Origin of the sequence: Collinsella aerofaciens (assembly GCF_040910185.1) — a bacterium.
Lineage (GTDB): Bacteria > Actinomycetota > Coriobacteriia > Coriobacteriales > Coriobacteriaceae > Collinsella > Collinsella aerofaciens_BF.
This window is the reverse complement of the sequence record NZ_JBDGBA010000014.1, coordinates 26,059-39,913: the sequence shown is the minus strand read 5'-3', so window position 1 is coordinate 39,913 and position 13,855 is coordinate 26,059. Positions and strand designations below refer to the sequence as shown.

Here is a 13,855-nt window from a genome sequence, read left to right as displayed (position 1 = left end):
CGCAGACCAGAAGTGCCCCCGTTCGTAGCTCCGAAGGAGCAGAACGGGGGCACTTCATTGGTCGAGGACGTTTTCAAAACCAAGCCCGGCCCCGGCCGGACAGCCCACGAACGCTACAAGTTCTTGACACCCATCGCGCGCATGGCGTTCAGGATGGCGATGATCGCCACGCCTACGTCGCCGAACACGGCAAGCCACATGTTGGCGATGCCCAGCGCTGCCAGCACAAGGATCAGCAGCTTAACGCCCAGCGCAAAGATGATGTTCTGCCAGACGATCGTCATGGTCTTGCGTGCCACGCGGATCGCGCGGGAAATGTTGGACGGCTTGTCGTCCATGAGCACGACATCGGCGGCCTCGATCGCAGCGTCAGAACCCATAGCGCCCATGGCAATGCCCACATCGGCGCGCGTAAGCACGGGCGCGTCGTTGATGCCGTCGCCCACAAAGGCGAGCTTGCCCTTGCCACTCTCGGTTGCAAGCAGCGCCTCGACGCGCTCGACCTTATCGCCCGGCAGCAGCTGCGCGTGGAACTCGTCGAGCCCCAGCCGCTTGGCCACCGCAGCAGCCACTTCCTCGCGGTCGCCCGTGAGCATGACGGTGCGCTTGACGCCGGCGGCGTGCAGGTCGCGGATCGTCTGCTCTGCATCGGCCTTTATGGTGTCGGCAATTACAATGTGGCCGGCATAGATGCCATCGACTAGCACGTGGAGGATGGTGCCGACGACCTCGCAATCGGGCGCTTCGACTCCGGCCGCGGCGAGCATCTTTGCGTTGCCAACGACGACGTGCTTGCCGTCGATGGTTGCCGTCACGCCGTGGCCCGCGTCGTTGGCGGAGTTGCTAACGCGCTTGGGGTCGACCTCGCCCTGGTAGGCGACACGTACGGACTGCGCGATGGGGTGATCGGAGAACGACTCAGCAAGGGCTGCGACTTCGAGCAACGACTGCTCGGTATAGCCGGCCTCGGGGTGTACCGCGACCACCGAGAACGTGCCGTTGGTGAGGGTGCCCGTCTTGTCAAAGACGACGGTGTCCACGTCGGCGAGCGTCTCGAGGTAGTTAGAACCCTTGATGAGAACGCCCAGCTTGGACGCGCCGCCGATGCCGCCAAAGAAGCTGAGCGGGACGCTGATCACGAGCGCGCACGGGCAGCTGACGACCAGGAAAGTCAGGCCGCGCAGGATCCAGTCGGACCAGGCGCCGGTGACCAAGCCGCCGCCGAGCGCGAGTACCGCGGCAGCGCCGGTGACGGCGGGCGTGTAGATGCGGGCAAAGCGCGTGATGAAGTTCTCGGTGCGCGCCTTCTTTTCGCTGGCGTTTTCTACGAGCTCCAGGACGCGCGCGACGGTGGACTCGCCAAAGGGCTTGGTGGTGCGCACGTGGATGAGCCCCGTCATGTTGATGCAGCCGCTGATGATATCGTCTCCGGTTTTGGCCGGGCGGGGGACCGACTCACCGGTAAGGGCGGCGGTGTCGAGCTGGGTTTCGCCTTCGACGATGACGCCGTCGATGGGCACGCGCTCGCCGGGCTTGACCACAATCACGGTGCCGACGGCGATGTCATCGGGGAAGACCTGTTCGAGCGTGCCGTCGGGTTGCTCGACGTTGGCGTAGTCGGGTGCGATGTCCATCATGGCGCTGATCGATTTACGGCTTTTGCCCACGGCGTATGCCTGGAACAGCTCGCCGACCTGGTAGAACAGCATGACAGCGGCGCCTTCGGCCATGTGCGGGTCGGTATCGGGGAAGAGCACCATGGCAAACGCGCCGATGGTCGCGACTGCCATAAGGAAACTCTCGTCGAAGGCCTTGCCGCGGCGGATGTTATTGAATGCCTTTTGCAGTACGTCGTAGCCGGCAATCAAAAACGGCACGAGGAACAGCACAAAGCTGGCGTAGATGTCGCCCGGGGTGCCGAATGCGGCAGTGAGGGTGCCGAGCTCATCGAGGGCGTACACCACGGCAAAAATGCCCAGCGCTACCAGGATGCGGTTGCGCTTATGCTCGAGTGACTCTTTCTTCTTGCGCTTCTTCTTTTTCTTCTTGGGGTCGGCGGTGGCCATGACTCGTATCCTCCCATTTGAATGTATGAACACTCGCTCATATAATTTCGCGAGCAAAGGCCGCGGCAATCGCGGCCTTGCAGGTTGGCGTAAACCTGGGCTAGAGAATGATCTCGCAGTCCGGCTCGGCGTCGGCCGTAAACTCTACAACGCGGTTGAGCACCTCGTCGAACTCAGCATCATCGGCCTCGAGCGTCAGCTTCTGGGTCATAAAGTTGACGGACACGGATTTGACGCCCTCGAGCTTGGCCAGCTCGTCCTGAAGCTCGCGCGCGCAGTTGGCGCAGTCGATCTCGTCGAGTTTAAACTGCTTTTTCATGGTGGGTTCCTTTCTCTGTATTTGCGGCTTGGGTGCAGGCCGCGCTGGTACCGTGGTTGGTCGCTATTCGCAGATGTGGCTCATGCCTTGGTTGAGCATGGTGTAGACGTGGTCGTCGGCGAGCGAGTAGAGGATATTGCGCCCGTCGCGCCGGAATTTAACCAAGTGCGACTGCTTGAGTGTGCGCAGCTGGTGCGACACCGCGGACTGCGAGGTTTCGGTCGCTTCGGCGATGTCTGCCACGCAGAGCTCGCGGCCCATGAGGGCATAGAGGATCTTGATGCGCGTGGTGTCGCTGAAGACCTTGAACAGGTCGGCGAGGTCGTAGAGAAGCTCCTCGTCGGGAAGGTCCTCGGGCGAGCAGGTGGTCGGGATCGCGGGTTCGGTGGCCTCGATGTCGAGTTTCGTTTCATCAACGCGGATGCTCATTGCAATATCCTTTCATATGAACATGCGCTCATATAATTTTCTTTCGATTATATGAGTGCATGTTCATATGTCAATGACGTTCAGGTAATTCGTTGTACAAAATGATGGGGAATAGTGGACGAGATCCCGGACTGAGCGTTTTTTGATAGTCGATGCCAAGGTGGGTACCCTCGTGCCGTGCAAAAAATGGAGTATTCTGCAACTATAGGGGGTCCGCTAATTTATTGCAGGTCATATAATGCAGTTCAAAAGTTATCTTAGGGTGTTAATCTGATGAGTTCTTCCTCAAATGTTGCCTAACGCTCTCACGCAAGAGTGATTTCGCTCCACATTTGGATCCACTCGAGGGTGATAGACACCCGACCCTGCTGAATACTCGCAATTTTGCACGTCGCTAGGGTACCCACCTTGTTAGCCGGCCTAGTCTCCGGCCCCGAAGACCCTGCCCTCGGGCGTGAGGCTGCTTGTTTGGGCAAATGATGGGTTGTCGGATTCGACAGTCTGCATGTCATCGATTGTCGGAACTTCATTAATTGTCGGGTCATCCAGCGTGATGCCTTCGAGTGTTGCTTTTTCGAGGTCGATTCGTTGACGCTCTTTGGAATCCTGGCGAAGCTGCTTCTGAATTCGCTTTTTCTCTTTTATAAACCTTCTGAGAACAAACTGTCTCAGGTCCTCTTGCATGATTTGAAAGTCTTTTGGCAGACGCGAGGGGCGTATGCCCTCTTTCCGCTGGATTGCTTCCATGACCCTAACAAAAGAGCTGGCATGCATAAAGGAATAACGGCTGACGGTGATGATTCCGTACCCCATGGACGCAAGTGCATTCTTGCGCTCCTCATCGATGGCGCGGTCTTCTTCCGCGTCATGATAAAAACCGTTGTATTCAATGTCTGTGCGAGATTTCTTTAGATACGCATCCATAAAGAACTTTTTGCGTCTCGTGAGATTCTTTGCGGCAGTGGTGACCTGCACCTCGTAATCGGTCTCAATTCCCTTAATACCAAGCCCTCCTTCGCTTTTGGGCAGCGTTAGCATCATGACAAATGCCGTTTCCATGGGAGACCGGCATCCGTCGCGCACACATTGGATCGCCTTTCGGGCAAGGGCCAGACCGTCGCATCTGGTAATGGAATTAAAGAACTGCTTTAACCTCTCGGTCGAGGTGAGCGCGAAACGCTCGGTATAGGAGGTGGAAGAGTCGGTTCCAAGGGAATAAGCGCCGCACAGTTCAAAGTAGTACTCCACTAGTTCGCGAAAAGAAAGATAGGTGGCGGCCTGAAGTGCGCAAAGCTCAACGCCAACAATGAAGATGCCATCTTTGAGCTCTATAAAGCGTGAGTTCGAGAATCGTTTTGAAGAAACGTGGCATTGACAGTTCATTGCATAGTGCGCATTCCTGCGATCAAACACCATCACCTCGAGGGAATCGTTTGCGTCGAGGGAAACATCATGTTTGGTGAGCCATTCTGCGGCTGCGTCAAGGAGCGTTCCGGTGGGACATGATCCGTAAATCGCGGCAGGGTTACAGGACTCGATGCCTTTCGCAGACACCGAATGCGCGGCCTGGTAGACCGCTTTTGCAGTGGTATGTGACAATACGATACTCATGGTATATATCGTGTCAGCTAATGCCGTGTTGATGGCGCTGAGTGGAAAAGCCGTTTTAGAGGTCTAACCAAATGCTGTCCAAAAGCTTGACGCAGTTATGGGTTGGTATGCCATAAATAAACGTTTTCGCAGCTCGGCTATAGCATAGAAATACTCAATTGCTGCACATTTGATATCGATGCATCACCATCCGACAACGAATTGCGTGTCGGGAATTGGCCGAAATCGTTCAAAATGAGGGTTCAGAATTTGTGATGGCAGATCTATCTGTGGAACGTAGGGCGGCCCCGCTGCGGGGTTTCCCGCTGCGAGGCCGCTCGTGATCTACGCCGGAGTTTGTCGTAGACGTTTCTACTTGGCAAACAGGTTCTTGAGGTTGAACTCGGCCTGAACCGTGCGGAGCATGAGGTCGGTGTCGTCGAGGCCCAGATGCTGCTCGTTGGCGTCGGCGGCGAGGGTTCCACGGCGGCGCGCCCAGTTCTCGAGCGCAGCGGGGGCGGACTCGCGGGGGAGCGAGCGCACGTCGGCGTCCAAGCTGCGGCAAATCTGGCGCGAGTCGATGACGATAATCTTACCCGCGCGGCGTGCCTCGGCGTAGCCGTCCAGGTGGATCTTGAACCAGCTGTCCTCGAACGCGGCGTTATGCGCCATGTACGGGTACTTCTTCATAAGCTTGAGCAGCTGCTTTTGCAGCTCTTTGTTCTCGCGGAAGGGCGTTTTGCCGTCGATGTCGTCCCAGGTGATGTGGTGGATATTCGACAGCGGCACATCCTCGCCGCGGTAGATATCGGGCAGGCCGCAGTAGTGTGCCTCGGCGTCGTGCGGGACGGCGTCGCTGGTGAGCTCCATGATCTCCCAGCCCACGTTGATGATGTAGCCGCGCTCGGGTGCACGGCCGGTGGTCTCGATGTCGATGCCGAGCACTGTGCCTTGGATAGGCTTGCGGGCGTACGCCACGCCGAGCGCGTCGCGGTCGCCGCGGATCTCGCGCATGACGGACGCGGCGGTGCGCTTTTGCATCTTGCCGATGGCGGCGCAGGTGTCGGCGTCTGACAGACCGCGCGAAAGCGTCGCGGGCGTCACGTTGCGCAGGCGCGCCTCGCCAATCTGGTCGCACAGGTCGCGGTTGCGGTCAGCCAGGTCGCGCACGGTGGCAAAGTCGAAGCTGGGGTCGCCCTCGGCGGTAAAGTACTCGGTTTCGAGCACCTTAAGGGCCTCTTCGCCCTTCTGGCGCTCGGACTCCATGGCGCCATGATCGCCATAGATAAACATGGGAATAAACGGCTGGCGCTCGTATTCGAGTGCTTGTGAAACGTTCATATAACTGCTCCTTGGATGGGCCGCGGTGCGGCTTTGAGTCATTAAGATGTGGCGAGATGATAGTTTACCATGGGCAACTATTGGCATCGCGCCTAGGATAACTACAATACCCTAGTTGACCGCTAGGACTTTTACAATGCTGCCGAAAGACACGAAAGGTTCCATCCGTCATGGGTTTGTTGATTGATATTCTGCTCGACGCCGGCAAGGACACGCTCTCGCTGGTGCCGTTTTTGTTGGTGACATATCTGGCCCTCGAGACGCTCGAGCATGTTGCGGGCAACCGCGTTAACGGCGCCATCAAGCGTGCCGGAGCCGCGGGCCCCGTGGTTGGCTCGTTGCTGGGCATGGTGCCGCAGTGCGGCTTTTCGGCAATGGCGGCCACGCTGTACGCCGGTCGCGTCGCGACGCTGGGTACCCTGGTGGCGGTGTTTCTCTCGACCTCCGATGAGATGCTGCCGCTGTTGCTCGCCGAGCAAGTTCCCGTGCAGACCATGGCGATGCTTCTGGCTTCGAAGGCGCTGATCGCGCTGGTCACGGGCTTTATCGTGGACGCCGCCATTCGCGGCCTGCGTCGTAACGCTCGCGCACATGCGGCGATTCGCCGTACCGTGCTGGGGACCGCTGCTAATCCGGCTCATGTGAACTGCGCGCACGACGACCACACTGGCGGTGACATCATCGACGAGGTGGCCGAGGCGGGCGTGAGCGCCGATCACATCCATGAGCTGTGCGAGCGCGACCATTGCGGTTGCGATGAGGACGAGGACGAGGACGAGCACGAACACGGACATGGCCACGATCACGGTCATGAGGACGAGCATGAACACCATGATGGCCACGGTCACTCCCACTCTCACGAGGGCGCGCCCCTCCTGTCGATTATTCGCAGCGCCATCTCGCACACCGTGCAGGTATCGGTATTCATTTTTCTGGTGACGCTGATTCTGGTCGCCGTGCTCGAGACCTTCGGCGAGTCCGCGATCGAGCAGTTCCTGCGTGGCAACGAGACGCTCGCCGTCCTGGGTTCGGCGCTTGTCGGCCTGATTCCCAACTGCTCGGCCAGCGTCGTCATCACACAACTGTACCTGGAAGGCGCGCTGCAGCTGGCCCCGATGCTCGCCGGCACGCTCATCTCTGCTGGTGTGGGCTACCTGGTGCTGTTCCGCACCAACCGCAGCGCCCGCGAAAACGTCCTGTTCCTGATCATGATGTACGTCATCGGTGCCGGCTGGGGCCTCATCCTATCCGCCGTTGGCCTTTAAGTAGATTATTGGGACATGTCTTACGATCTACCCCTGTGACCAGGGCATTCCCCGCTGCCAAAACAAAAAGGTAGATTTTTAGGCACGTCCCAAAAATCTACCTTGGTTAGCGCAGCAGCTCGGTGAGGTTTCGCTTAAAACGAGCGCGGTCTTCGCTGGTAAATGCCGCCGGTCCGCGAGTGCGTCCGCCGGCGCGGCGCACCTTCTTTTCCTCGTGGCGAATAAACAGTTGCATGTCGATGGTCGCCTTGTCGTAGACGCGCCCGCGCACACCGATTGCGGCGGCATCGCGGCCGAGCACCATGCTCGCCAAGCCAATGTCCTGCGTCACGACTACGTCGCCCGCCTGCAGGCGTTCGACAATGGCAAAGTCGGCGCTGTCGGCGCCCACGCTCACATCGAGCGTCGTGACCCAAAAGCCGCGTCGCGCGTGCTCGGCATCACGCGGGTCGTCGCGGCGAATGTGCCGTTCCAGATTTTGCGTGCTGTTGCCGGCGATAACAACGGCGACGCCCGCCCGCCGCGCGCAGTCAATCGACTCGCGCGTGACCGGGCAGGCGTCGGCATCAATAAAGAGCGTTCGCGGCATCTAGTGCACCAGTTTGCCAAATTGAATAGCGCGAACAATCAGCGTAACGCCAAACACCAGCAGCGCGGCGCCGCTAAAGATAACGAGCATCTTGGCCGACCACAGCGGATAGATAAACACGAACATGCCGGCGATGATGGAGAGTGCGCCGCTCAGGATAGCGAGGGCGCGGTTGGACGAAAGCTCGGACTCCAGAATGGACATGACACCTTCGACAATCCAGCCAAAGCCGGCCACGATAACCACCATCGTGGTGAGCGTCGCGGTCGAGAAGGCCTGGTTGCGCAGGATTATGACGCCGCCCAAGATAATGAGTAGGTTGGAGATGATGCTCGTCACGCGCCAGCCGGTGGGCAGCAGCGGCTCAAAAATGGCAGTGAACAGCCTAATGGCAGCAGTGATTACAAAGTAAAAACCCAGGACAGTCGTCAAAAAGACGAGGGACTTGGCGGGTGCAAAAAGCAGCGCGATACCAGCAATGAGCGCTAAGACGCCCGTGATGGCGTAGATCCAGCGTACGGCCTTGACGGCTTTGCCCGCCATGCTTTTCTCGTCAAATCCAAACTGGCTCGATTTTTGGTCATCGTTCTTAAAGATGCCCATAATGTCTCCTTTCCGTGCGGCGTAAGCCTTGATCGTTACAACCAGTATCGCTTAAAGGCGCTGGCGTATGGGTCGGGAAGGGCGAAACGTAACCCAAAGGTCCCGAATTGTTTCCGTTGTTCCCCACGTCGCGATTTTCTATTCAACAGGTGTAGAACATTGCAGCCCTGTTCGTTATTGCCTAGGTTTTAGGTTAGATTCTCCTAAGGACAATTGGCTTGTATTGGGGGTCCCTATGAACGAAGCAGTTCCCGAGACGCCGTCGGGTGTCGAATCGATGGCAAAGCAAGGTTGTGAAAAGCTCGGCTTGGACGCGTTTGATGCGTTGGTTCGCCGCGCCCGCACGTGCCGTCGCTTTGACGAGTCCATGCGCGTGCCGCGTGAGCTTTTGCTTGAGCTGGCGGAGCTGGCGCACCTGACTCCCTGTGGTGCCAATGCTCAGCGTCTTCGTTTTCATGTGGTGAGCGGTGCCGAGGATTGCGCGCGTGTATTTGATGAGCTTGCATGGGCCGGCGCGCTTAAGGATTGGCCGGGTCCTGCCGAGGGCGAGCGCCCGACCGGCTACATCGCGATTTTGGCCGAGCGCGCCGTTCCGGGTAAGCCCGCCGCTCCCATTACCGAGGTCGACACGGGCATTGCCGCACAGACGATGATGCTCGCCGCCCGCAGCGCTACGCCCGAGGTGGCAGCCTGCATGTTCAAGGCCTTTACGCCCCACGCAATCGATGCCATGGGGCTCGATAACGACAAGTATGAGCTCAAGCTGATCATGGCGTTTGGCGTTCCGGCCGAGACACAGGTGATCGATGCGATCGATTCCAACCCCGACGGCTCCATCAATTATTGGCGCGACGAGGCGCGGGTGCACCACGTACCCAAGCGTCCGCTTGCAGACGTGCTGCTGTAGTTGTGCGTCGTTGCGGCGCAATCCGGCGGCAAAATCACCACAAAGACTCCTGTCCCCTTTGTGGTGGTACGAGGGGAGGGTGTGTGGCAGATCTGTATTTGGTGCGGCATGGGCAGACTGAGCTCAATGTGCAGAGCATTTTGCAGGGCTGGCACGATTCGCCGCTTACGGCGCGCGGGCGCGAGCAGGCGCTGACGGCGCGTACGGCGTTTGCGGCGCGTGGCGTGGCCTTTGATCATGTGTATTCCTCGCCGTTGGGCCGGGCGCGGCATACGGCCGAGCTTATCGTTGGCGAGGGCCGTTCCATTGAGCTGGTCGATGACCTGCGTGAGTGGCATTTTGGCTCGCTGGAGGGCACATCAAATCGCGAGATGCCGCCGCGGCCCTGGGGCGATTATCCGGTGGCCTTTGGCGGCGAGTCGGAAGTGCAGCTTCAGTCGCGCATGGTCGCGGCGCTGTCCCGCATCATGGCCAGGCCGCAACACGACTGCGTGCTGGCGGTTTCCCACGGCTCAGCCTGCCAGGAGTTTCTTGAGTATGTGACTGGCGAGGGAGAACTACCCGACAACGGTGCCGTGCTTCATTTTGGCTATTGCGACGGGGCGTTTTCGCTCTTGGGTTGGTAACGAACGAAAGGACCCCTATGAATAAAGATCTGTATCTGGTCCGTCATGGACAGACGATATTCAACCTTAAGCGCATTATTCAGGGCTGGAGTGACTCGCCGCTTACGCAGTTGGGTTGCGACCAGGCGGCGCGCGCCGGCATGTTTTTACGTGCTCGCGGCATTGAGCCCGATCATGCCTACACCTCCACGCTTCATCGCACCGAGCAGACTATCGCCAACTTGTGGCCGGGCTTGGCGTACGAGCGCCTGGACGGCCTGCGTGAGTGGTTCTTTGGCGACTTTGAGGCCGAGCGCGTGGTGCTCATGCCTGAGCGCCCGTGGCGCGACTTCTATCGCCAGTTTGGCGGCGAGGGCCAGATGCAGGTGCGCGAGCGCATGGTGGCGACGTTGACCGAGCTTATGCAGCGTCCGGACCATACGTGCGTGCTCGCGGTAAGCCATGGCTCTGCCATCAAGGAGTTCATGGACCACGTGAAGGGCGCGGCGGCCGACGAGCGCGACCGTGTGTCGGGCAACTGCTCGGTGCTGCACTTTGCGTTTGACGACGAATCCGACACGTTTGAGCTGATTGAGATTTTTACGCAGGAGGATTACGCACGCGAGCTGGGCCTTGAACCGCTTGTGGCTACTGCAGGTCCGCAGCGCGGATAACGCGAGCGTGGCGGCTCGGGTCGCCGGCATAACTTCTCGACGCAAAAGGGGCGGAGATGCATGCACCTGCTGCATCTCCGCCCCCTGTTTGTTGAGCTGCCGATTTTTGTGCCGGGCGGTTTGGTCTTGCTAGAACCGTGCGACCTGGTGCGTGAGCAGACCCGTCGGAACCTGCGGCACGCCGCCGCTGACCTGCGCGGCGGGGAAGAGCACAGCTACGGTAAAGTTGAACGGCTCTTTGCCCGTGTAGGTGCCGGCGGCACGGGCATCGTCGGCCAGGAGCTGTGATGCCCCGACCAGCGCGGCAGCGTAGGCGGGGTCGTCGGCCAGTGTCGGCTCCGGCGCCTGGTCGAGCATGGCACGGATGGCGCCGACGGCGTCCTCGCGCTTGACCTCCCACACGCGGTGCGTAATGCCGGCGGGGTCGGTGACGGCATAGAGTGAAGCGCCCTCTTTTGCGGCGCCGAGGATGATATCCATGACGGGCGAGGCTTCGTAGGCGAGCGACACGGGGCGCGGCTGAACTTTGAGCTCGGCGATCGCGTGCGCAGCGGCGGCCACGTCAGCGCTGGCATCGCCCTTGCCGCCCGCAAGTACACTCGTCGGGCAAATCGCCACGACACCCGTCACGCGTCCCGGCTCGCCCGAGCATTCGTACACGTAATACGCCGCACCCGGGTCTTTGAGCATCAGGCCATCGGCAAGGGCGCCGCGCAGGGCGTCGTTGCCGCTCAAGATGCCGCCCATCTGCGGCAGCGCTTCGAGCACGCGGTCCTGAGCCGGGCGGATGCAGGGAAACGGAAGTGCTTTCATGGGCGGTCCTAACGCGCGAGTCGGTTTGTTCGCGGCATATTATGCCCCAACTTGGCTATCCGCGCTCCAGAGCACGTTATCGGCGAGCGCGATTAGCACCTGCTGACAACGAACGATATCGGCGTGGGGCACATATTCGTTGGGCTTGTGCGCGAGCGCGAGCGACCCGGGACCGTAGCTCATGCAATTGCGGTTACCTGTCTTGCCGGCAATGACGGCGGTGTCGGTGTAGCCGGTAAAGAAGCCGACGGTCGTGTCCACGTCCGTCACGTCATCGGCGGCACGCATGAGCGCTGCTAGAAGGGGAGAGTTCGGGTCGCGCTCGATGGCGGGGCGGTCGCCCGTCACGGTGTAGCTGCCATGGCAACCGGGAACGGCGGCTTCGGCGACGGCGATGGCCTGCTCTACCATGCGCGTCGCGGCGGCCGTATCGGTCGGCGGGGTCAGACGCATGTCGACCCAGACTTTGGCGCGGTCGGGCACGACATAGGGGCGATATCCGCCCTCGATTTGGCCAAACGTGATGGTCGAAGTCCCCAGCTCATCGTGCGCGGGCAGCGCCATAAACGCGCGACGGAGCGAACACACGACCTCGGCTATGGCGGCGACGGCATCCGCGCCCTTCCAGGGCTGGCTCGCATGCGCCGTCACGCCAGCCATTTCAATCTCGAACCACGTACGCCCCTTGTGCGCCACCTGGATCTGTCCGTCGGTGGGCTCGGTGTCCAGCACCCATTCGCGCGAACCGACCCAGCCGGCATCGATGGCTGCCTCGGAGCCTCGCATAAAGTCTTCCTCGTCGACCGAGCAGATGAGCGAAAAGCCGCGGCGGGGCAGCGCGCCATCCGCCGCCACGCGCTCGAGCGTATGGACCAGTGCGGCAATGGCACAGGCCAGGCCACCCTTCATATCGCAGGCACCGCGGCCGTAGAGCTTGCCGTCGCGCACGACCGCCCCGAGCGGCGTAATGTCCGCGTCCCAGCCGTCGCCCAAGGTAACGGTATCCATGTGGCAGATATAGACCAGCCGCGCCTCGTCGCCCAGTCCCGGCACGGTGACCATAAGGTTGCGGCGCCCGGGGAGTACTTCGAGCTCTGCAATTTGCACGGCATCGAGTACCGGATGGCTCAGCTGCGCTAACCGTTCCTCAACCAACGCTTTGATATAGCGTTCAATCTCGCCCTCATACGCACCTGGGTCGGAACTGTCGATCCGCACGAGTCTTTGCGTAAGCCGCCAAGCAAAATCTGTATCAACCATAGGCACCTCACAGATAGTTAGGTCAACATACAGATTGTATGCCAAGAAGCGGCTCGGTGCATTTAATGGAGTGCTTACAAAAACGGGGGCGCCTCTCATGCGAAAGGCGCCCCCGCGGGCATTCAATGTCAGTAACGGGCAGGCCACATGGGGAACTGCCCGTCAGATCAGCCGGCGCTATTTGATTACGCGCACGCGATACATCGACGGAATCTGCTTGAGCGCCTCGATGGTGCTGCTGTCCAGGTGCTCATCGGTGTCGAACATGGTGTAGGCGTTCTCGCCAGCGGACTCGTTGGTCATACGCTGCACGTTGGCGTTGTCCTTGGCGAGAATGGCTGTGATCTGGCCGATCATGTTGGGCACGTTGGCGTGCAGACAGGCGATGCGGCTCGCGGCGCGCGCCTTGCCCATGCTGCAGGCGGGATAGTTGACGCTGTGTGCGATGTTGCCGTTCTCCAGGTAATCCTTGAGCTCGCTGATGGCCATATCGGCGCAGTTGGCCTCGGCCTCGCCGGTGCCGGCGCCCGAGTGCGTGGTGATAAACGTATTGGGCATCTTGACGGTCTTGGGCGTGGCAAAGTCACAGCTAAACCAGCTCAGCTTGCCCTCGCGCAGGGCAGCGTCGACGGCGTCCTCGTCAATGATGGTCTCGCGTGCGTAGTTGATGAGCACGGCGTCGGGTGCCAGCAGGTTAATCTGCTCGGTGCTGATCATGCCGATGGTGTCTGCCTTGCTGGGCACGTGCACGGTGAGGTAGTCGCAGCCGCGGCACAGATCCTCGAGCGTGCCCACGCGCTGCACCTCGCGGCTCAGCACCCACGCGTGCTCGACGGAAATGAACGGATCGTAGCCGTAGACGTCCATGCCCAGATCGACGCAGGCGTTGGCTACCTTGGAGCCCACGTTGCCCAGGCCGATGACGCCGATGCGCTTGCCCTTGAGCTCGCGGCCCACAAAGGCCTTCTTGGCCTTCTCGGCATCGACCTGGATCTCGGGGTCGTCGGCGTTGTCGCGCACCCAGTTCATCGACTGCACTACGCCGCGGCTCGAAAGCACCAACATGCCCAGGACGAGCTCCTTGACGGCGTTGCTGTTGGCGCCGGGGGAGTTAAAGACGACGACGCCCTTCTTGGCGTACTCCTCGACGGGGATGTTGTTGACGCCGGCGCCGCAGCGGGCGATGGCGCGGATGCCCTCGGGCAGCTCGTAGCCGTGCAGGTCGGTCGAGCGCATCAGGATCGCGTCGGCCTCTTCGGCGGTGCTTACAAATTCGTAGCCCTCGCCAAACTCGACTTTGCCGTCTTTAGTGATGTCGTCGATGGTCTTAATCTTACGCATGGAAAAACTCCTTAGCAGGTTTTGATCTAAACAGGGTGGTCTGAGATGGCTGG

General features: G+C 60.2%; 14 protein-coding genes. 4 read left to right on the top strand and 10 right to left on the bottom strand.

The features are described from left to right. Positions 1–113: 113 nt before the first annotated feature. The 5 genes from AB5Z54_RS06750 to AB5Z54_RS06730 form a co-directional block, all read right to left on the bottom strand. The gene (locus AB5Z54_RS06750; RefSeq protein WP_368160930.1) at positions 114–2,066 is read right to left on the bottom strand and encodes a heavy metal translocating P-type ATPase; all 1,953 of its coding nucleotides are present in this window, start codon (positions 2,064–2,066) and stop codon (positions 114–116) included. A gap of 100 nt (positions 2,067–2,166) precedes the next feature. Beyond that, positions 2,167–2,385 carry a cation transporter gene (locus tag AB5Z54_RS06745; RefSeq protein WP_035137286.1) on the bottom strand — a complete coding sequence of 73 codons (219 nt, stop codon included), beginning with the start codon at positions 2,383–2,385 and terminating at the stop codon, positions 2,167–2,169. A gap of 63 nt (positions 2,386–2,448) precedes the next feature. Beyond that, positions 2,449–2,814 carry an ArsR/SmtB family transcription factor gene (locus AB5Z54_RS06740; protein WP_035137284.1) on the bottom strand — a complete coding sequence of 122 codons (366 nt, stop codon included), beginning with the start codon at positions 2,812–2,814 and terminating at the stop codon, positions 2,449–2,451. A 420-nt stretch (positions 2,815–3,234) separates the two neighbouring features. After that, positions 3,235–4,425: a putative endonuclease domain-containing protein gene (locus tag AB5Z54_RS06735; protein ID WP_368160928.1), complete on the bottom strand. Its 1,191-nt coding sequence runs from the start codon at positions 4,423–4,425 to the stop codon at positions 3,235–3,237. 351 nt (positions 4,426–4,776) lie between these two features. Beyond that, complete coding sequence (locus tag AB5Z54_RS06730) at positions 4,777–5,745, bottom strand: 3'-5' exonuclease (RefSeq protein WP_035137278.1); 969 nt, start codon at positions 5,743–5,745, stop codon at positions 4,777–4,779. A gap of 170 nt (positions 5,746–5,915) precedes the next feature. Between AB5Z54_RS06730 and AB5Z54_RS06725 the strand changes: the two genes are divergently transcribed. Then, positions 5,916–7,010 carry a putative manganese transporter gene (locus AB5Z54_RS06725; RefSeq protein ID WP_035137276.1) on the top strand — a complete coding sequence of 365 codons (1,095 nt, stop codon included), beginning with the start codon at positions 5,916–5,918 and terminating at the stop codon, positions 7,008–7,010. Between the two features lie 106 nt (positions 7,011–7,116). Here AB5Z54_RS06725 and AB5Z54_RS06720 read toward each other — a convergent pair whose 3' ends face one another. After that, on the bottom strand, positions 7,117–7,599 hold the full coding sequence (locus tag AB5Z54_RS06720) for a YaiI/YqxD family protein (protein ID WP_006235439.1): 483 nt from the start codon (positions 7,597–7,599) through the stop codon (positions 7,117–7,119). Then, the gene (locus AB5Z54_RS06715; RefSeq protein ID WP_117797862.1) at positions 7,600–8,202 is read right to left on the bottom strand and encodes an HdeD family acid-resistance protein; all 603 of its coding nucleotides are present in this window, start codon (positions 8,200–8,202) and stop codon (positions 7,600–7,602) included. A gap of 235 nt (positions 8,203–8,437) precedes the next feature. Here AB5Z54_RS06715 and AB5Z54_RS06710 point away from each other — a divergent pair, with 235 nt between their 5' ends. The 3 genes from AB5Z54_RS06710 (at position 8,438) to AB5Z54_RS06700 (ending at position 10,388) form a co-directional block, all read left to right on the top strand. Beyond that, positions 8,438–9,109, top strand: coding sequence for a nitroreductase family protein (locus tag AB5Z54_RS06710; protein WP_368160926.1), 672 nt, complete (start codon positions 8,438–8,440; stop codon positions 9,107–9,109). An 83-nt stretch (positions 9,110–9,192) separates the two neighbouring features. Further along, positions 9,193–9,735, top strand: coding sequence for a histidine phosphatase family protein (locus AB5Z54_RS06705; RefSeq protein ID WP_346978777.1), 543 nt, complete (start codon positions 9,193–9,195; stop codon positions 9,733–9,735). A gap of 17 nt (positions 9,736–9,752) precedes the next feature. After that, on the top strand, positions 9,753–10,388 hold the full coding sequence (locus AB5Z54_RS06700; protein WP_368160924.1) for a histidine phosphatase family protein: 636 nt from the start codon (positions 9,753–9,755) through the stop codon (positions 10,386–10,388). A gap of 129 nt (positions 10,389–10,517) precedes the next feature. On the opposite strand, the gene AB5Z54_RS06695 is transcribed toward AB5Z54_RS06700, so the two are convergent. From AB5Z54_RS06695 to AB5Z54_RS06685, 3 genes are all read right to left on the bottom strand, one after another. Further along, positions 10,518–11,201, bottom strand: a complete 684-nt coding sequence (locus AB5Z54_RS06695) for a DUF1015 family protein (protein ID WP_368160922.1) — start codon at positions 11,199–11,201, stop codon at positions 10,518–10,520. 39 nt (positions 11,202–11,240) lie between these two features. Then, positions 11,241–12,419, bottom strand: a complete 1,179-nt coding sequence (locus AB5Z54_RS06690) for a M20 family metallopeptidase (protein ID WP_368160919.1) — start codon at positions 12,417–12,419, stop codon at positions 11,241–11,243. A 219-nt stretch (positions 12,420–12,638) separates the two neighbouring features. Next, positions 12,639–13,802 carry a phosphoglycerate dehydrogenase gene (locus AB5Z54_RS06685; protein WP_006235446.1) on the bottom strand — a complete coding sequence of 388 codons (1,164 nt, stop codon included), beginning with the start codon at positions 13,800–13,802 and terminating at the stop codon, positions 12,639–12,641. Between the last annotated feature and the right edge of the window lie 53 nt (positions 13,803–13,855).

Coding starts and splice junctions, on each gene's coding strand:
- AB5Z54_RS06720 (WP_006235439.1), bottom strand. CDS start 7,599: ATGCCGCGAACGCTCTTTATTGATGCCGACGCCTGCCCGGTCACGCGC.
- AB5Z54_RS06750 (WP_368160930.1), bottom strand. CDS start 2,066: ATGGCCACCGCCGACCCCAAGAAGAAAAAGAAGAAGCGCAAGAAGAAA.
- AB5Z54_RS06695 (WP_368160922.1), bottom strand. CDS start 11,201: ATGAAAGCACTTCCGTTTCCCTGCATCCGCCCGGCTCAGGACCGCGTG.
- AB5Z54_RS06725 (WP_035137276.1), top strand. CDS start 5,916: ATGGGTTTGTTGATTGATATTCTGCTCGACGCCGGCAAGGACACGCTC.
- AB5Z54_RS06700 (WP_368160924.1), top strand. CDS start 9,753: ATGAATAAAGATCTGTATCTGGTCCGTCATGGACAGACGATATTCAAC.
- AB5Z54_RS06730 (WP_035137278.1), bottom strand. CDS start 5,745: ATGAACGTTTCACAAGCACTCGAATACGAGCGCCAGCCGTTTATTCCC.
- AB5Z54_RS06745 (WP_035137286.1), bottom strand. CDS start 2,385: ATGAAAAAGCAGTTTAAACTCGACGAGATCGACTGCGCCAACTGCGCG.
- AB5Z54_RS06740 (WP_035137284.1), bottom strand. CDS start 2,814: ATGAGCATCCGCGTTGATGAAACGAAACTCGACATCGAGGCCACCGAA.
- AB5Z54_RS06710 (WP_368160926.1), top strand. CDS start 8,438: ATGAACGAAGCAGTTCCCGAGACGCCGTCGGGTGTCGAATCGATGGCA.
- AB5Z54_RS06735 (WP_368160928.1), bottom strand. CDS start 4,425: ATGAGTATCGTATTGTCACATACCACTGCAAAAGCGGTCTACCAGGCC.
- AB5Z54_RS06715 (WP_117797862.1), bottom strand. CDS start 8,202: ATGGGCATCTTTAAGAACGATGACCAAAAATCGAGCCAGTTTGGATTT.
- AB5Z54_RS06685 (WP_006235446.1), bottom strand. CDS start 13,802: ATGCGTAAGATTAAGACCATCGACGACATCACTAAAGACGGCAAAGTC.